Raw genomic sequence first — 17358 nt, 5'->3', positions numbered from 1 at the left:
GAAACCTTCGTTATCCAATTAAGGCAACATCATGATCGCAATCATTGGAGGCAGCGGCCTTACCCGACTGCCCGAACTCCACATCACACACCGTCAAATTGTCCGCACGCCATACGGCCTGCCCAGCTCGCCCGTGATTACCGGTAAATTAGGCAGCCACGAAATCGTTTTTCTCGCACGCCACGGCTTGAACCATACACTCGCGCCGCACGAAATCAATTACCGCGCCAATATTTGGGCACTGGATTCGCTCGGCATCACCGGCATCATTTCGGTATCCGCCGTTTCCACACTCAACGGCCTGCCCGTCGGTGCATTGGTTTTGCCGGACGATTTAATCGACTACACCTACGGCAGAAACGATACTTTTTTTGAAGGCGAAAACTGTGAAGTTACCCATATCGACTTTTTCTACCCCTACGATGCCGAACTGCGCCAACTTTTGCTCAACCATGCCCAAGAGCGCAACATTCTGATTCATCATCAAGCCGTATATGGCTGCATCCAAGGCCCCCGTCTGCCGACCCGCGCCGAAGTGCAGCGTTATAAAAAAGACGGTGTCGATATTTTGGGCATGACCGGCATGCCGGAAGCCGCACTGGCACGCGAACTCGATTTACCCTATGTTCATCTTTGCGGCGTTATCGGCAAAGCCGGCTGCGAAAACGAGTCGCCTGATTTTAGAAACAACCAAGAACATCACGCGATGCAGAGCATACGCCAACTTTTGATCAATATGTAACCCGAAGAAAGGCTGTTTGCCATGTCATGCCTGTCTGAAATCAAAATCGGTTTAATTTCCACCAGCGACCGCGCCAGCCGGGGCGTTTACGCCGACGAAGGCATTCCCGCGTTGAAAAATTGGCTATCGCATGCCATAACCAACCCCATCCGCTTTCACGAGGCCTTGATTCCCGATGAGAGGCAGGAAATAGAAAAAACACTCAAGCGCATGGCCGATGAAGACGGTTGCGATTTGATCTTTACCACCGGCGGCACAGGCCCCGCCCTACGCGACATCACACCGGAAGCTACGCTTGCCGTTATCGACAAAGAGATGCCCGGCTTCGGAGAACAAATGCGCCAAATCAGCCTGCATTATGTACCCACCGCAATCTTATCCCGCCAAACAGCCGGCATCCGCGGCAAATGCCTGATTGTCAACTTACCCGGACGCCCCAAAGCCATTGAAGAAACACTAGGCGGCGTGCGTGACGAATCAGGCAATGTTGCGGTACACGGGTTATTCAGCGCCATACCCTATTGTGTCGACTTAATCGGCGGCGGCTTTATTGAAACCGATGAATCGGTGTGCAAAGCATTTCGCCCGAAGCAGAAATAAATATCATAGCTAAACCACTTACACACGAATGCCTGTCTGAAAGATTTTCAGACAGGCTTTCGTGTCGGTTTCAATACATCAGTTTATCAAAAAGCTGTTCTAAAAAATCAAAATCTGCGCCCTGTTTCCTAACCATCAACAAAAAAGCGAAACTTAAAGTTTCGCTTTTCATTTCAAAATTTCACTAAATCAATGTACATCTTTCCAGTATTCTTTTTTCAGGAAATAAGCCAATGGCAACATAACCGCAAACAGGAAAATCATCACAATATAGCCGAGTTGTTTGCGTTGCAATTGAGCAGGTTCACCCATGTATACCAAAAAGGTCACCAAATCTTTAGCATAGTTATCAAATTCTTTCTCAATAACTTTGCCGTCGGGTGTGCGTCGGCTGTGTAGGCCGGTTGTTTCCCAATAAAGTTTGGGCACTGAAACGCCATGCTCATTTTTAACCCACACAGGTTGCCCTTTATCATCCAGTTCAACAGCTTTAACACCCTGCTGTTCCCAAAGAGGATGCGGCATACCTACTTTATCAAATACCGTGTTATTCCAGCCGGTAGGACGCGTCGGGTCTTTATAGAAGCCTCTTAAATAGGCATAAAGATAATCGGCTCCTCTAGAACGCGCAATCAATGTCAGGTCGGGCGGCTCTGCTCCAAACCATTTTTTCGCATCGGCAGGCGCCATTGCTGACTGCATCACTTCACCAACTTTATCGGTGGTAAACATAAGATTTGTTTTAATTTGATCTTCAGTCAAACCGATATCTTGCAAGCGGTTAAAACGCATGCCAGTAGCAGAGTGGCATGAAAGGCAGTAGTTTGTGAAAATCTGTGCACCACGCTGCAATGCCACTTCATCGCCTAAATTAATGTCTACCTTCGGATAATCTCCACCACCTGCTGCTGTCGCCATACTCATGGGTGCTGCCAATAACAGGGCAGCAAACCAGTTTTTCCAAATCTTTTTCATTTTATACTGCCCTCATCAAATTAAAGTAGCAAAGAGATATGAACCCACTACGGTAATCGCAACATATACAAAGAATAACAACTTATTACGTGTAGTACTCATTGTAACGCGCTCCGGAACCGGAAGAGTTTTATCCTTTTTCGTATAAATAGGCATTAATAAGAAGAAAGCAAAATAAATGATGCTCAGAATCTGAGACACAATGGTTCGTGTATCGGTCGCAACTTTGGCGCCCAAAATACCCAAGCCGATAAAAGAAATGATAAACAGCACCAGCATCACTTTAAAAACCGGCCCGCGGTAACGAATTGATTTTACCGGTGAGCGGTCTAACCACGGCAACAAAGCAATCAACACGACTGCCGCACCCATGGCCAATACACCCCATACTTGCGTACCTGCAAATGAAGGTACCGCACGCAAAATTGCATAGAATGGTGTGAAATACCATACAGGCGCAATATGCGCAGGGGTTTTCAACGGATTCGCAGGATCGAAGTTAGGCGCCTCTAAGAAGTATCCCCCACCCTCGGGTGCGAAGAACATAACCGCACAGAAAACGATCAGGAATACGACAACACCCAAAATATCTTTTACTGTGTAATACGGATGAAAAGGAATACCATCAAGAGGTACGCCGTTTTCGTCTTTCAGTTTTTTGATTTCAACACCATCAGGGTTGTTAGAACCAACTTCATGCAATGCAATCAAGTGAGCTACAACCAAACCCACCAAAACCAAAGGCACGGCAATCACATGCAATGCAAAGAAGCGGTTAAGTGTGGCATCGGAAACGTTGAAATCGCCGCGAATCCAAGTAGATAAATCCGGGCCAATTACAGGAATGGCTGCAAACAGGTTAATAATTACCTGCGCACCCCAGAATGACATTTGCCCCCAAGGAAGCAGGTAGCCCATGAAAGCTTCGGCCATCAAAGCCAAGAAAATTAAAGAACCGAACACCCAAACTAATTCACGCGGCTTTTTGAATGAGCCATAAATCAAACCACGGAACATATGCAGATAAACCACCACAAAAAACATGGAGGCACCGGTAGAGTGCATATAACGGATAATCCAACCGCCGGAAACGTCCCGCATAATGTATTCTACTGCGGTAAATGCTGCAGGCATGTGGTAAGAATTTAGGTTGCCATCCGGCTTGTAGTTCATTGTCAGGAAAATACCGCTGACAATTTGGATAACCAGTACAAGCATGGCCAATGAGCCGAAGAAATACCAGAAGTTGAAGTTTTTAGGCGCGTAATACTCGGTTACGTGCTCTTTCATCATTTTAGACAAAGGGAAACGTGCGTCTACCCAGCCTAACAATGATTTGTTTTCATTATTGGTTTGGTTTGCCATGATGAGTCCCTTTTATTTAGTCTTCGCCCACTAAGATTGTGGTATCGCTCAGATATTTATAAGGAGGAATAACTAGATTGGTCGGTGCTGGCACACCTTTATACACACGGCCTGCCAAATCAAATTTCGAACCGTGGCAAGGACAGAAGAACCCGCCTTTCCAGTCTGCACCCAAATCGGCCGGCGCGATATCGGGACGATAGGTTGGCGAGCAGCCTAGATGTGTACAGATACCGATAGAAACCCAAATATTAGGTTTAATGGAGCGCAGCGGATTTTTACAATATTCCGGTTGCTGCTCGTCATTTGAGTTAGGGTCAGTCAGCGCGCCGTCAAGAGTTGGCAGATCTTTAATCTGCTGCTCCGTCCGGTTTACCACCCAAATCGGTTTACCTTGCCATTCCGCAGTTGTAAGCTGGCCTGCTTCAATTTTACTTACGTCGATTTCTACAGGCGCTCCTGCTGCCTTGGCTTTTTCCGACGGAAAGAAGCTTGCCAAAAGCGGCGTTACTACGCCAACTGCTGCTACACCGCCGGCGCCTGCTGTTGCCAACGTTAAAAAGCGGCGGCGGCTTGTGTTGATTTCTTTGTTATCCATTTATTTAGTCATCCTAAATTATTTGGGAATACCGAGCCATTAAACTGTGTAATTCTAACCGATTTTGCCTATAGACTTAAAGCATTATTTAAAATAACGTAAAGTTTTACAGTAAACTTTGATTTTAAGCAGGGTTTTGTTCGTCAAAGCAATAGAGTTCCACACCAAAACGGCCTCTAATCGCTTCACCTAAAGCCTGTACGCCATAACGCTCGGTTGCATGGTGGCCCGCGCTGATAAATGCGACTCCTGTTTCGTTTGCCAAATGGTATTGCGATTCGGAAATTTCACCGGTGATATAAGCGTCCACCTGCTCATCAATGGCTTGTTGAAAGAAATTCTGAGCACCGCCTGTGCACCATGCCAGCTTTTTAATTTGTTTAGAATGATCACCCACAACCACAGGCTCACGCTCCAATGTATGGGCTAACATTGCCGCAACTACCGTTAGAGATTGTTTTTCAGACAGGCATCCGATGTTTAACAGATTTTGCTCTCCTGTCTGTTTTTCCAATACCCAACCCATCCGTTTGGCAAGCTGGGCATTATTTCCCAACTCCGGATGTGCGTCCAAAGGCAGGTGATAACCTACCAGATTAATTTGGTGTTGCAGCAAAGTTGCAATGCGTTGCTTTTTCCAACCTGTAATGGTTACGGGCTCACTCTTCCAAAACATCCCATGGTGTACCAACAGCATATCCGCTTGTTGAGCAACGGCATATTCTATGGCTGCAAGGCTTGCGGTTACGGAAGTAACAATTTTTCCAATATTGGTACAACCCTCCACCTGAAGGCCGTTCGGAGCATAATCCGTAAAATTTGCCACTTGAAGTGTGTTCCCACACCAATCAAGGATTTCCTGACGAGTAACCATTACACGATTCCTTTTGTAAATATCGTTTTATGAAGCATAACTTGGCAGCATCACGTTGCAGGTTATTTTACATTGTCGCACTTCATGATACCAACAATGCCTGTCTGAAAAATTCAGACAGGCATCTGCTTGTTAACATTTACCAATTTACCAAAGCCAGTTGGGTATAGGGGGCGTTACCACACCCCATTTGTCAGGATAGTCCACACCTGTTAAATATAAACCATCCGACATGAATGTAGGCGGTGCCTTCAAACGGCTTTTTTCTGAAATTAAATGCTGAAACTGTTGCACTGTTAACCGGCCGCTACCCACATACACAAGTGCGCCCATTATATTTCTAACCATATGATGTAAAAATGCATTGCCATGCAAATCCAGCATCATTAAAGAAGCACTGCCGCTCAACGTTGCACTATAGAGTGTTTTAACCGGAGATTTTGCCTGACATTGCGAAGCCCTAAAGCTAGAGAAATCATGCTGACCAACCAAACAGGCAACGGCTTCTTGCATGACCTTTATATCCAGTACATTGTGCGTCCACCCCACTCTGCCCACCAACAAAGGGGAACGCACGGCAGAAGATTGCAAAACATAACGATAACGACGCCCCGAAGCATCAAAACGCGCATGAAAGTTTCTATCTACCTTTATCGCTCGAAGCACTGCTACCCCTGACGGCAAATACGCATTTACGCCACGAATCCAAGCTTGTTGCGGACGTTTTGCCGATGTATCAAAATGAACCACTTGGGCAGTTGCATGTACACCCGTATCCGTTCTACCCGCAGCAACCACATAAACTGGTTCTCCCGCAATACTACTTAATGCATTTTCCAACGCTTCCTGAACCGTTAACACACCATCAGCTTGCTTTTGCCAGCCAAAAAAACGGCCACCGTCATAAGACAAAATAAGTGCCCACCTTTGCAGGTCATCTTCAATATCAATTGTCTTATTTATCATAATTAATACCGAAATTCATAATTATTCTGTAAATCAATATTTCTACTATCGTCAACCAACACATTGATGCAAGGCAGCAAACTTAAATGAATTGTTAGGCTCAGTAAGTCTTATCGTTTGAAAAAAAGCATAATACAAAAAGCCTGAGTCCAACTCAGGCTTTTCAGAAACATTTTCAGACAGGCATTAACCTAACTCTGCCAAAAGTGCTTTGGATTTAGCCAAGATATCACCACTAGCTTCCTCCACCAGTTCATTCAATGTTTCACGTGCAGCTTCCGGATCACCGATTTCGATATACATTTGAGCCAATTCGTATTTAGCTTCCAACGGTGCCGTCATACCGACAGACTCTGATACAAAACCTACCTCTTCATCAGTGTCACTAAATTGGACGCTATCCCATTCAATAACAGTATCATCATCTGCTTCAGTAATATGCGTGTTGGAGAAGTCCTCTTCCGCTGCCACATCACTTGATTCTACAACCAAGTCTGATTGTTCGAGGCTTAATGAATCATCTTCAGCCTGTACACCTACCTGTTCAATTTCCGATTCCGCTTCAGAGAACACCTGAGTGCTTTCTGTTTTGGATTCTATCACTTCAACAGGCTCTGCAACATTAAACGCCTCTTCTTGCTCTACCGGCTGCTTTTCACTTACCGCAGGTACTTCAAAATCAGTTTCTGTTTTTTCAATAACAGTTTCGGCAGTTTCAGAGACAGGAGGTGTTTCAATCAAAAGTGAATCTGCTTTTTCTTCAACAACCTGTTCTGCAGGAGCAGCTTCTTTCGATAAATCAAACTCTAAAGGAGTATGTTTATGTTGCTCCTCTGCAACCTCAATACCATCATCTACCGCAACTTCCACATCAATGATGTCATCAGTTACAGCTTTTACAGGTTGAGGTTCTTCTTCATAAACACTGTCTGTTGATTCAATCTCATCCCAATTGGCATCACGACGCTTATTGGTTTCTTCATCGTTGGTTACCGAGCTACTAACAATACCACCTTGATCGCCTAACGCGCTCAAGTCAATATCTACTTCACCTGCCGGCACTTCCTCAGGTTGCTTAGCCTGCTCCACATCACTAAAGAAAATACTGTCTTCATCTTCTTTAACAGCAACGGAAGAAGCGGCTGCGCCAGCTGCAGGAACTGTGTCTTGTGTTTCCTTAACCGGCTCTTTTTCTTCCCCGCCAGCAAGAATATCTTTGCTTCCTTTATTCTTTATCTTGTTGTAAGCAAACAATCCTGCCAATACAAGTCCGAATAAAATTACCCATACAAGAGAAGAGCTACCTTCTTCCTCCTCCTGTTTGACAGAAGACGAAGGCTCTGATTTTTTCTTGGAAGCTTGCTCTTGTTGCACCGGTTTGGTTGTGGTTGTTACAACTTCTGCCGAAGCTGCATGCGGTTGTGTTGCCGAAGCGGTTTTCGGCACAACAACCTCTTCTGTTTTTTGCACCGGTTGAACCGTAACACCTTCTGATGTTTTTACTTCTGCTGTTTTTTTCTCTTCAACCGGTTTGGGCTCGATTGGTTTAGGTGTTTCAATGGGCTTAACCGGTTCAACCGGTTTCGGTTCTACCGCAACAATAGCAGGAAACTGCTTAACTTGGCTCGCCGCTGAATCTGCAACAAGAGGAGCAGGTTTCTTATCAAGAGCAAGCTGCCCATCCAGCTTAGACAATTCAAGTGAAGATGGTATAACCAATACATCACCGGCACGGATAAAGTTAATATTACCGTTTCTAAAGGCTTTAGGATTGGCTTTTACCAATGCACGGATCGTTTCTTGCAAACTTGCATCAGCAGGGCGGAAACGGGCAGCAATTTGAGCCAAAGTTTCTCCCTGGCGAACAGTATAATGACTCTTTTCCTGCTTCGCAGAAAGATCCGGTACGGTTGCTTCGGGCGCCGCAACGGCACCTAAAGAAACAATCATAGAAACGGATAATGCGATCAGTTTTATACGACTGTTGATTTTCAAAACTTGCCCCCCAAGCTGGATTCTTCGTATATATCATGCAGAAATCATCCTGATAACTTCTGCAAAATTTGACAACAATTTAAAATAACTTCCGTATGATATATTTGATTAGGCTGCATTGCCAAGCAAACTTGATATTTTTACTCCGATTACAATGGACAATTGCAACTTAAACGCTACGTTGATTTCCCCACAAAGAAATTTATCCGAACGGAATTTCTCACGAAACAGTCTTAACATATCTTGATGTCCAAGCCCTTTTTACTCTGTTATGATAACTATTTGTTACTCAAACAGACGAGTCCGTCGTTACTTCATCAAAAAACATACTTTAGATTCGATTTATGAAAATTCTAAGTGATCTGATTGCTGTTATACTCTTTTTCATTACCTACTCTCTTACCCAAAATATCATTTGGGCAACTGCAGTTGCTTTGGTAATCGGTATTATTCAGGCTGCCTTTACATGGATGAAGCATAAAAAACTTGATACCATGCAGAAAGTCAGCTTTGTTTTAATAGTGGTTTTCGGCGGTGCTACCATTCTATTTAAAAACGGCGCATTTATTATGTGGAAACCGACTTTGCTTTTTTGGGCCGGAGCCATCGCCATCGGCATCAGCCACCTCATGAAAAAAAACGGGCTTAAAGCTTTGATGGGAAAAGAATTAACGCTGCCCGATGCTATTTGGAACCGTTTAACCTACATCTGGATCGGCTTCCTTTTTATTATGGGTGTGATTAATTTAGCTGTGGCTTACCCTTTTACCCCTGCAAGAGAACCTATTTGGGTTCAATATAAAATGTATGGTTCAACCGGCTTAATGCTCGCCTTCGTATTGGCACAAGGCTTCTATTTAAGCCGTCATCTTCCTCAGGAGAATCAGCAATAATGACTAAACAATATTTCATGCTACTGGCGACCGACGGAGAAAATGTACATGAAGCGAGAATAGCCGTCAGACCAGACCATCTCGCCCGCTTGGAACAATTAAAAGCCCAAGGCGATCTGCTAACTGCAGGACCGACCCCTCTTCCTGAGAATCCCGAGCGTGTGTCCGGCAGCTTAATCATTGCCAAATTCGAAGACTTAGATGCTGCCCAAGCTTGGGCGGAGTCAGACCCTTATGTGGATGCAGGCGTATATGAGGAAATATTGATCAAACCCTTTAAAGCCGTGTTTTAGTTTCTCTGACTCCGGTTTGAATAAATCGATAAATCATGGACATACAAAGCGCAATTCAAAGCCGCATCGAATTTCTTAAACCTCAAGTATTTGAGTTTCAAGATGATAGCCATTTACATATCGGACATGCGGGCAATAAAGGTGGCGGACACTATTCAATTGTCGTGGTTAGTGAACGATTCAACGAAATTTCCCGTCTAAACCGACAACGCATGGTAAAAGAAGCTTTACACGATTTATTTTCCGAAGGCCTCATTCATGCTTTAAGCATGCGTACACTAACCCCTGACGAGTATTTCTCTTAACTTCCTAAAAAAATCCCCCATAGAAAGAATAAACATGCAAAAAACTTATCTTGCCGCCTTTTTGGCCGTGTTTTCCGGCAGTCTGATGGCTCAAACCGTTGTTACCGTAAACGGTACGAAAATCGACAGCAGCACCGTAGATGCTGTTGTGCAAAACCTTAAACAGCAAAGCAACGGCCAAATTACCGACAATCAAGAACTGCGCAATGAAATTACCCGCCGCTTGGCTGTAAGCACCGCCATTGCCCAAGAAGCAAAGAAATTGAAGCTTGATCAAAGCACCGAATACAAACAGGCAGCCGAGCAGGCTCGTGCTGCTGCAAAAAAAGCCGGTGCAGACAAACAGCCTTCATTTAAACAAGAATGGGCAATGTATGAAACCGACCTCCTTAATCAGGCTTACTTTGCCAATGTTGCCAAAAAAAATCCTGTTACCGAAGCTGAAATCAAACAAGCATACGACCGCTTGACCAATCATTACAAAGGCACACAAGAAGTGCAGCTCGGGGAAATCGTTACCCAAAATAACAATGATGCCCAAAAAGCCCTTGGCGAATTGAAAAAGAAAAAGAGCTTCCAAGAAGTTGCCACCAAATATTCGATTGACCCGCAAGCCAAACAGACCGGCGGTATCGTAGCCACTTATGTTCCGCTTAAAGATTTACAACAGGCCAACCCGCCGATGTATCAAGCCGTTCACAATCTGCGCAAAGGCGCCTACACAGAGCAACCGCTTCAAGACAATAATGGAATCTATGCCATTTTTTATGTAAATGACAAACGCGCCATTACCATTCCGCCTTTTGACCAAATCAAATCCCGTATCGGCAGCGATCTGCAGGAAGCGCGCATTGCCGAAGCTGTAGACAACCTGATGCAAAAAGCCAATATCCAACCTGCCCGTTAACCCAATTTTCTGAAAACATTATGAAAAGAAAAGTATTATTAACCGCACTGACCCTAACCCTTACCGGCGCCACATTTGCCGCACCCGAGATTGATAAAGCCCGCATCGACAGCATGGCTGCCATGTTTTTAAAACAAGCCGAGCAGGATCCGAACCGCAAAGGCAATATCGACGGCGAAGAAATCCGCCGCCAGGCCATCCGCCGTTTGCAAACTATGGAAGTATTGAAAAACGAGGCCATCAAAGCCGGCTTGGATAAAGATACCGAACTGCAAAATCAATTGAAAAATATCGAAGCCGAAGTTTATGCCAGCGCTTATACCGAATATTTGGAACAAAAAACCGAAGTGAGCGAAAACGACGTACGCCAACTTTATGACCAAATTGCCAGAACGGTAAAAATCCAGCAAATCGCCTTCAATACTCCTGAGGAAGCCAAAGCAGCTCAAGAACTATTGCGCAAAGGCCTCAGTTTTGATGAGCTTATCAAGCGCTATCCCGAACAAAACCAGCACTCGGGCAATTTTGTTCACCCGCAAGAGCTTGACCCTGCCATCAGCAAAATCATTTCCCACATGACCCGTGGCGAAGTCACCAAAGAGCCGGTTCAATACAAAGATAAGTTTTATCTGATTAAGCTGGCCGCAGAAGAGCGCAGCCCTGAAATACCGCCTTTCGGCCAAATTAAAGAAAGACTGGTCGAAGAAGCCAAGCAACAAAAAGTGCGCGAGCAGATTGCACAAATCTTGAAAAACAACGGCATCGAGCAGTAACTGCTTTTGCATAGCATCCAAAACAATGCCTGTCTGAAAACAAACTACACCAGCTTTCAGACAGGCATTTTCTTGAATCCGCAATCAACGCGTTACCGGTTTATAGCGAATCCGTTTCGGTTTGGCACCCTCTTCACCCAAGCGGCGTTTTTTATCGGCTTCGTATTCCTGATAGTTGCCGTCAAAAAACACCCATTTCGAATCGCCTTCGCAAGCCAGAATGTGGGTAGCGATACGGTCGAGGAACCAGCGGTCGTGCGAAATCACCATCACGCTGCCGGCAAATTCCAGCAAAGCATCTTCCAGCGCACGCAGGGTTTCTACGTCCAAATCATTGGAAGGTTCGTCCAGCAGCAGCACGTTGCCGCCGCTCAACAGGGTTTTCGCCAAATGCAGGCGGCCGCGTTCGCCGCCGGAAAGGTTCTCTGCAATCTTGCTTTGGTCGCTGCCTTTAAAGTTGAAACGGCCCAAATAAGCGCGCGCAGGGATTTCAAACTGGCCGACTTGCAGAATATCGCGGCCTTCGGCGATGTTGTCGAACACGGTTTTATCGTTTTGCAGACCGTCGCGGCTTTGATCGATCAGCGACATTTTCACGGTTTGGCCGATTTTCACTTCGCCGCTGTCCGGCTGCTCTTTGCCTGCAATCATTTTAAACAGGGTCGATTTACCCGCACCATTAGGGCCGATGATGCCGACAATCGCGCCGGGCGGCACTTTAAAGCTCAAATCGTCGATTAAGAGTTTGTCGCCAAACGACTTGCTCACATTCACAAACTCGATCACTTCATTACCCAAACGCTCGGCCACGGGAATAAAGATTTCCTGCGTTTCATTGCGTTTTTGGTATTCATAATTGGACATTTCTTCAAAGCGGGCCAAACGCGCTTTGGATTTGGCTTGGCGGCCTTTGGCATTTTGACGCACCCATTCCAGCTCCTGCTTCATGGCTTTCAGGCGGGCGGCTTCGGTTTTGGCTTCGTTTTCCAAGCGTTTTTCTTTCTGCTCCAGCCAAGAAGAGTAATTGCCCTTCCACGGAATACCGTGACCGCGGTCAAGCTCGAGAATCCACTCGGCGGCGTTGTCCAAGAAATAACGGTCGTGGGTAACGGCCACCACGGTGCCGGGAAAGCGCACCAAAAACTGCTCCAGCCACTCCACCGATTCGGCATCCAAGTGGTTGGTCGGCTCGTCCAAAAGCAGCATATCCGGCTTGCTCAACAACAGCTTGCACAAGGCCACGCGACGTTTTTCACCACCGGAAAGATTGCCGATTTTGGCATCCCATTCGGGCAGGCGCAGCGCATCGGCGGCAATTTCCAATTCATGCTCCATACCGCCGCCGCTTGAAGAACCTGCTGCGATAATCGCTTCCAAACGGCCCTGCTCTTCCGCCAGCGCATCAAAGTCGGCATCGGGATCGGCATAGGCAGCGTACACTTCTTCCAAACGCTTTTGTGCGGCAGCCACTTCGCCCAAACCGCTTTCCACTTCTTCGCGCACGGTTTTTTCCGGGTCGAGTTCCGGCTCTTGCGGCAGATAGCCGATTTTGATGCCGCTCATCGGCACGGCTTCGCCTTCGAACTCTTTATCCACGCCCGCCATAATGCGCAGCACGGTGGATTTGCCCGCGCCGTTCAAGCCGAGCAAGCCGATTTTCGCGCCTGGGAAAAACGATAGGGAAATGTCTTTGATAATGTTTTTTTGCGGCGGCACCACTTTGCTCACGCGCAGCATGGAATAAACGTATTGGCTCATAGCTTTCTCTACATATCTACAAATTTTGCACCGAATGGTGTTTTCAGACAGGCATTGTATCGGATGCACACAATGCCTGTCTGAAAACACCAGCTCTCAAATCAGGGTTTATTCTAACTGATAGCCACCGATTTACAAAGCCGGCAGCACCCATGATTGGATTGCCAACATATTGAAAATTGTTGACAAATTTTCCACTTCATGAAAATAGTGCATATACTTCCACTATAAATTTCAATTGAAAAAAAGCTTAAATTACACTACATTAGCATCTTTACCAAGATACCGGCAGCACACGCAGCACCTTGCCCAAGCAGCAAAAACAGATAAAAAACCGAGTAAACCACCCGACACCAGGGCACGGCAAACCCTCATTTGCCGGACATAAAAATCAAACTATCACCTATCAAAACAAATCCAATAATTTATAATTAGCAAATAAATCGAAAAACGGAACCGCCCGCCATGACCACAGCCACACAGCAACGCATACGCGAAATCCCCTACAACTACACATCTTATTCCGACCGCGAAATCGTCGTCCGCCTGCTGGGTTCGGAAGCGTGGAACGTATTGCAAGACTTGCGCGGCCAACGCAGAACCGGCCGTTCGGCACGGATGCTGTTTGAAGTATTGGGCGATATTTGGGTCGTTACCCGCAACCCCTATCTGGTGGACGACCTGCTCGACCACCCCAACCGCCTTGCCGCACTGGTACGGGAGATGCGCCACCGTTTGAACGAAATCCAAAAACGCCGCGACAACAACGAACAAGTGTCCGAACTGTTGCAGGCGGCAGAAGCAGCGGTTCACCGTTTCGACGAAAGCTTTGAAACCACCCGCAGAAAGCGTGAACAGATTCTGGCGCGCTTGTCCAAAATCACCAAAAAACACAACATCATGTTCGACGGCCTCGCCCGCGTGGTACACGTTACCGATGCGACCGACTGGCGCGTGGAATATCCGTTTGTGGTGGTGAATCCCGACACAGAAGCCGAAGTCGCACCTTTGGTGAAAGCCTTAATCGAACTCGATTTAACCATTATTCCGCGCGGCGGCGGCACGGGCTATACCGGCGGCGCGGTGCCGCTGGATGCCATGAGCGCGGTCATCAACACCGAAAAACTCGACAAACACAACGGCGTGGAATATGTGGAACTGCCCGGATTGGAAGGCAAGCACCCGATTATCCATTGCGGCGCGGGCGTGGTAACGCGGCGGGTGGAGGAAACCGCCACCGCCTCCAAACTAGTATTCGCGGTTGACCCTACCTCCGCCGATGCTTCCTGTGTGGGCGGCAACGTGGCCATGAACGCGGGCGGTAAAAAAGCCGTATTGTGGGGCACTGCTCTGGACAATCTTGCCTACTGGAAAATGGTCAACCCGCAAGGCGAGTGGCTGAAAATCGAGCGTGTGCGCCACAACTTCGGCAAAATCCACGACGAAGAAACCGCCGTTTTCGACGTACATACTTTGGATTCAGACGGCCTCAACATCGTTAAAACCGAACGGCTGGAAATCCCCGGCCGCCAATTCCGCAAAGTCGGCCTCGGCAAAGACGTTACCGACAAATTCCTCAGCGGCCTGCCCGGCGTGCAAAAAGAAGGCACCGACGGCATCATCACCAGTGTGGCCTTCGTGCTGCACACCATGCCGAAACACATCCGCACCATTTGTTTGGAGTTTTTCGGCACCGTTGCCAACGCCACGCCGTCTATCGTAGAAATCCGCGATTATCTGCTCGGCCACGAACAGGTACAGCTGGCGGGCTTGGAACATCTCGACTGGCGTTATGTGCGCGCGGTTGGTTATGCCACCAAAGCGGCGGGCAAAGGCCGCCCGAAAATGGTGCTGATTGCCGACATCGTGAGCGACGATGAAGTCGCCGTTATCGAAGCGGCCGAGCATATCGTCAAACTGGCGCAAGCCCGCGACGGCGAAGGCTTTATCGCCGTTACGCCCGAAGCGCGCAAAACCTTCTGGCTCGACCGCAGCCGCACCGCCGCCATCGCCAAACACACCAATGCCTTTAAAATCAATGAAGACGTGGTGATTCCGCTGGAGCGTTTGGGCGAGTATTCAGACGGCATCGAGCGCATCAATATCGAGTTGTCGATTAAAAACAAACTGGCCTTGTGCGAAGCCTTAATCCAATATCTGCAAGGCAACCTGCCCGTCGATAAAATGGGCACCGACCTGCCCAGCAGCGAATTGCTGGGCGAACGCGCCAAACACGCATTGGCACACGTTCAATCGGTTAAAGAGCGTTGGGAATGGCTGCTCGCCAATCTGGATGCACCGCTGGCCGAATACAAACAGCGTTACGGCCATGCCGTTCACGCCGCGCCCGAAGCCAAAGACGAAGAAAGCAGTTTTATCGCTTTCCGCGATTTCCGCCTGCGCGTGTCGATTAAAGCCGACGTCATGAAACCCCTGTCTGAAATTTTCAGCGGTAAGGCCGACACCAAAATCATGGAAGGTTTGGCCAAGATTCACAGCCGCGTGGTGCGCGGGCGTGTGTTCGTTGCCCTGCACATGCACGCGGGCGACGGCAACGTCCACACCAATATCCCTGTCAATTCAGATGATTACGAGATGCTGCAAACCGCCCACAAAGCGGTGGAACGCATCATGAACATCGCCCGCAGCCTCAATGGTGTGATTTCCGGCGAACACGGCATCGGCATCACCAAACTCGAATTTTTAACCGACGAAGAAATGCAGCCCTTTTGGGACTACAAAGCCAAAGTCGATCCGCAGGGCCGCTTCAACCGCCACAAGCTGATGAAAGGCTCGGATTTGCGCAACGCCTACACGCCTTCGTTCGAGCTTCTCGGCGTAGAATCGCTGATTATGGAGCAGTCCGACCTCGGCACCATCGCCGAATCGGTAAAAGACTGCCTGCGCTGCGGCAAATGCAAACCCGTGTGCAGCACCCATGTGCCGCGCGCCAACCTTCTTTATAGCCCGCGCAACAAAATCCTCGGTGTCGGCTTGCTCACCGAAGCTTTTTTATACGAAGAACAAACCCGCCGCGGCGTATCGCTGCGCCATTTCGACGAACTGAACGATGTCGGCGACCACTGCACCGTGTGCCACCGCTGCGTGAAGCCCTGCCCCGTCAACATCGACTTCGGCGACGTAACCGTAGCCATCCGCAACTATCTGCGCAAAGCCGGCAAACGCAAATTCAACCCCGCCGTAGCCGCCGGCATGGCTTTTCTCAACGCCAAAGACCCGCGCACCATCCAAGTATTGCGCAAAGGCGTGGTGGAAGCCGGTTTCAAATTGCAGAATCTGGCCTACAACTGGGGCAAGAAAGCCCACATCGGTGCAGGCCGCCTGAAAAAAGCCCCCAAAGCCACCACGGGCGGTTCGCCGATTAAAGAGCAGGTGGTGCATTTCATCAACCGCCCGCTGCCGCGCCATGTGCCGATAAAAACGGCCCGCGCTTGGTTGAACATCGAAGACAACAAAACCGTGCCGATTATCCGCAACCCGCAGCTTTCCGAAGACAGCGAAGCCGTGTTCTACTTCCCCGGCTGCGGCTCCGAACGGCTGTTCAGCCAAGTCGGACTGGCTACGCAAGCCATGCTCTGGCATGCCGGCGTACAAACCGTGCTGCCGCCGGGTTACCTCTGCTGCGGCTATCCGCAAGACGCAGGCGGCAACAAAGACAAAGCCGAACAGATGACCACCGAAAACCGCGTGCTCTTCCACCGCTTGGCCAACACCTTAAACTACCTCGACATCAAAACCGTGGTGGTAAGCTGCGGCACTTGTTACGACCAGCTGGAAAAATACCGTTTCGAAGACATTTTCCCCGGCTGCCGCATCATTGATATTCATGAGTTTTTATTGGAAAAAGGTATCAAGCTCGACGGCATCACAGGTCAGCAGTATCTCTACCACGACCCCTGCCACAGCCCCATCAAAACCATGAACGCCACCAAAATGACCAGCGAACTGATGGGCAAAGAAGTGGTGTTGAGCGACCGCTGCTGCGGCGAATCGGGCATGTTTGCCGTCAAACGGCCCGACATCGCCACGCAAGTGAAATTCCGCAAACAGGAAGAAATCGAGAAAAACCTCAAGCAGCTGCCGCAGGGCGAGCCGGTCAAAATGCTCACCTCCTGCCCCGCCTGCCTGCAAGGTTTGAGCCGCTACACCGACGACAACGCCATACCCGCCGACTACATCGTGGTGGAAATGGCGAAACACATCCTCGGCGACAACTGGCAAAACGAGTTTGTCGAAAAAGCCAATAACGGCGGTATTGAAAAAGTGTTGCTGTAGGCCTTTTCCAACAAATAT

At 48.1% G+C, this 17358-nt stretch carries 15 protein-coding genes; 8 read left to right on the top strand and 7 right to left on the bottom strand.

The features are described from left to right. The first annotated feature begins 31 nt into the window (after positions 1-31). Together EL143_RS05560 and mog are read left to right on the top strand one after the other, a co-directional pair. Complete coding sequence (locus tag EL143_RS05560) at positions 32-742, top strand: S-methyl-5'-thioinosine phosphorylase (RefSeq protein WP_085415722.1); 711 nt, start codon at positions 32-34, stop codon at positions 740-742. Positions 743-763: 21 nt separating this feature from the next. Continuing rightward, complete coding sequence (mog, locus tag EL143_RS05555; RefSeq protein WP_085415723.1) at positions 764-1342, top strand: molybdopterin adenylyltransferase; 579 nt, start codon at positions 764-766, stop codon at positions 1340-1342. A gap of 189 nt (positions 1343-1531) precedes the next feature. Here the strand turns inward: mog and EL143_RS05550 are convergent, their stop codons facing one another. The 6 genes from EL143_RS05550 to EL143_RS05525 all read right to left on the bottom strand — a co-directional run bounded on the left by EL143_RS05550 (position 1532) and on the right by EL143_RS05525 (position 8115). Next, complete coding sequence (locus EL143_RS05550) at positions 1532-2317, bottom strand: cytochrome c1 (RefSeq protein ID WP_085415724.1); 786 nt, start codon at positions 2315-2317, stop codon at positions 1532-1534. A 15-nt stretch (positions 2318-2332) separates the two neighbouring features. Beyond that, the gene (locus EL143_RS05545; protein ID WP_085415725.1) at positions 2333-3682 is read right to left on the bottom strand and encodes a cytochrome b; all 1350 of its coding nucleotides are present in this window, start codon (positions 3680-3682) and stop codon (positions 2333-2335) included. A 16-nt stretch (positions 3683-3698) separates the two neighbouring features. Beyond that, positions 3699-4280, bottom strand: a complete 582-nt coding sequence (gene petA / locus EL143_RS05540; RefSeq protein WP_085415726.1) for a ubiquinol-cytochrome c reductase iron-sulfur subunit — start codon at positions 4278-4280, stop codon at positions 3699-3701. A gap of 124 nt (positions 4281-4404) precedes the next feature. Continuing rightward, on the bottom strand, positions 4405-5154 hold the full coding sequence (locus EL143_RS05535; protein WP_085415727.1) for a Nif3-like dinuclear metal center hexameric protein: 750 nt from the start codon (positions 5152-5154) through the stop codon (positions 4405-4407). Positions 5155-5301: 147 nt separating this feature from the next. After that, entirely contained in the window at positions 5302-6120 is an 819-nt protein-coding gene (gene truA / locus EL143_RS05530) for a tRNA pseudouridine(38-40) synthase TruA (RefSeq protein WP_085415728.1), read from the bottom strand. Positions 6121-6306: 186 nt separating this feature from the next. Further along, positions 6307-8115, bottom strand: a complete 1809-nt coding sequence (locus tag EL143_RS05525) for a FimV/HubP family polar landmark protein (protein WP_126326642.1) — start codon at positions 8113-8115, stop codon at positions 6307-6309. A 344-nt stretch (positions 8116-8459) separates the two neighbouring features. On the opposite strand from EL143_RS05525, the gene EL143_RS05520 reads away from it, so the two are divergent. From EL143_RS05520 to EL143_RS05500, 5 genes are read left to right on the top strand one after another with little or no spacing between them, the layout of a single operon-like run. Continuing rightward, positions 8460-9008, top strand: a complete 549-nt coding sequence (locus EL143_RS05520) for a septation protein A (protein WP_085415730.1) — start codon at positions 8460-8462, stop codon at positions 9006-9008. Continuing rightward, positions 9008-9301 (top strand): YciI family protein, encoded by a 294-nt coding sequence (locus EL143_RS05515; protein ID WP_085415731.1) that lies wholly within the window; start codon positions 9008-9010, stop codon positions 9299-9301. Before EL143_RS05520 ends, EL143_RS05515 begins: the two co-directional genes overlap by 1 nt. A 35-nt stretch (positions 9302-9336) precedes the next feature. Next, a complete protein-coding gene (locus EL143_RS05510) occupies positions 9337-9606 on the top strand; it encodes a BolA family protein (protein WP_085415732.1) in 270 nt (89 codons plus the stop codon). Positions 9607-9640: 34 nt separating this feature from the next. Next, positions 9641-10513: a peptidylprolyl isomerase gene (locus tag EL143_RS05505; RefSeq protein WP_085415733.1), complete on the top strand. Its 873-nt coding sequence runs from the start codon at positions 9641-9643 to the stop codon at positions 10511-10513. Between the two features lie 20 nt (positions 10514-10533). Next, positions 10534-11286, top strand: coding sequence for a peptidylprolyl isomerase (locus tag EL143_RS05500; RefSeq protein ID WP_085415734.1), 753 nt, complete (start codon positions 10534-10536; stop codon positions 11284-11286). Between the two features lie 84 nt (positions 11287-11370). On the opposite strand, the gene ettA is transcribed toward EL143_RS05500, so the two are convergent. Next, positions 11371-13044, bottom strand: a complete 1674-nt coding sequence (gene ettA / locus EL143_RS05495) for an energy-dependent translational throttle protein EttA (protein WP_085415735.1) — start codon at positions 13042-13044, stop codon at positions 11371-11373. Between the two features lie 465 nt (positions 13045-13509). Here ettA and EL143_RS05490 point away from each other — a divergent pair, with 465 nt between their 5' ends. Then, positions 13510-17340, top strand: coding sequence for a DUF3683 domain-containing protein (locus EL143_RS05490; protein WP_085415736.1), 3831 nt, complete (start codon positions 13510-13512; stop codon positions 17338-17340). Positions 17341-17358: the final 18 nt, after the last annotated feature.

This window comes from Neisseria canis (genome assembly GCF_900636765.1).
Taxonomy (GTDB): Bacteria; Pseudomonadota; Gammaproteobacteria; order Burkholderiales; family Neisseriaceae; genus Neisseria; species Neisseria canis.
The sequence above is the reverse complement of the archived record's forward strand: the minus strand, read 5'-3'. Positions and strand labels throughout refer to the sequence as shown.

Excerpts from the sequence above, each read along its gene's own strand:
- EL143_RS05510 (WP_085415732.1), top strand. The coding sequence starts at position 9,337 with ATGGACATACAAAGCGCAATTCAAAGCCGCATCGAATTTCTTAAACCT.
- truA (WP_085415728.1), bottom strand. The coding sequence starts at position 6,120 with ATGATAAATAAGACAATTGATATTGAAGATGACCTGCAAAGGTGGGCA.
- EL143_RS05500 (WP_085415734.1), top strand. The coding sequence starts at position 10,534 with ATGAAAAGAAAAGTATTATTAACCGCACTGACCCTAACCCTTACCGGC.
- EL143_RS05490 (WP_085415736.1), top strand. The coding sequence starts at position 13,510 with ATGACCACAGCCACACAGCAACGCATACGCGAAATCCCCTACAACTAC.
- ettA (WP_085415735.1), bottom strand. The coding sequence starts at position 13,044 with ATGAGCCAATACGTTTATTCCATGCTGCGCGTGAGCAAAGTGGTGCCG.
- mog (WP_085415723.1), top strand. The coding sequence starts at position 764 with ATGTCATGCCTGTCTGAAATCAAAATCGGTTTAATTTCCACCAGCGAC.
- EL143_RS05520 (WP_085415730.1), top strand. The coding sequence starts at position 8,460 with ATGAAAATTCTAAGTGATCTGATTGCTGTTATACTCTTTTTCATTACC.
- EL143_RS05560 (WP_085415722.1), top strand. The coding sequence starts at position 32 with ATGATCGCAATCATTGGAGGCAGCGGCCTTACCCGACTGCCCGAACTC.
- EL143_RS05545 (WP_085415725.1), bottom strand. The coding sequence starts at position 3,682 with ATGGCAAACCAAACCAATAATGAAAACAAATCATTGTTAGGCTGGGTA.
- EL143_RS05515 (WP_085415731.1), top strand. The coding sequence starts at position 9,008 with ATGACTAAACAATATTTCATGCTACTGGCGACCGACGGAGAAAATGTA.
- EL143_RS05550 (WP_085415724.1), bottom strand. The coding sequence starts at position 2,317 with ATGAAAAAGATTTGGAAAAACTGGTTTGCTGCCCTGTTATTGGCAGCA.
- EL143_RS05535 (WP_085415727.1), bottom strand. The coding sequence starts at position 5,154 with ATGGTTACTCGTCAGGAAATCCTTGATTGGTGTGGGAACACACTTCAA.
- EL143_RS05505 (WP_085415733.1), top strand. The coding sequence starts at position 9,641 with ATGCAAAAAACTTATCTTGCCGCCTTTTTGGCCGTGTTTTCCGGCAGT.
- petA (WP_085415726.1), bottom strand. The coding sequence starts at position 4,280 with ATGGATAACAAAGAAATCAACACAAGCCGCCGCCGCTTTTTAACGTTG.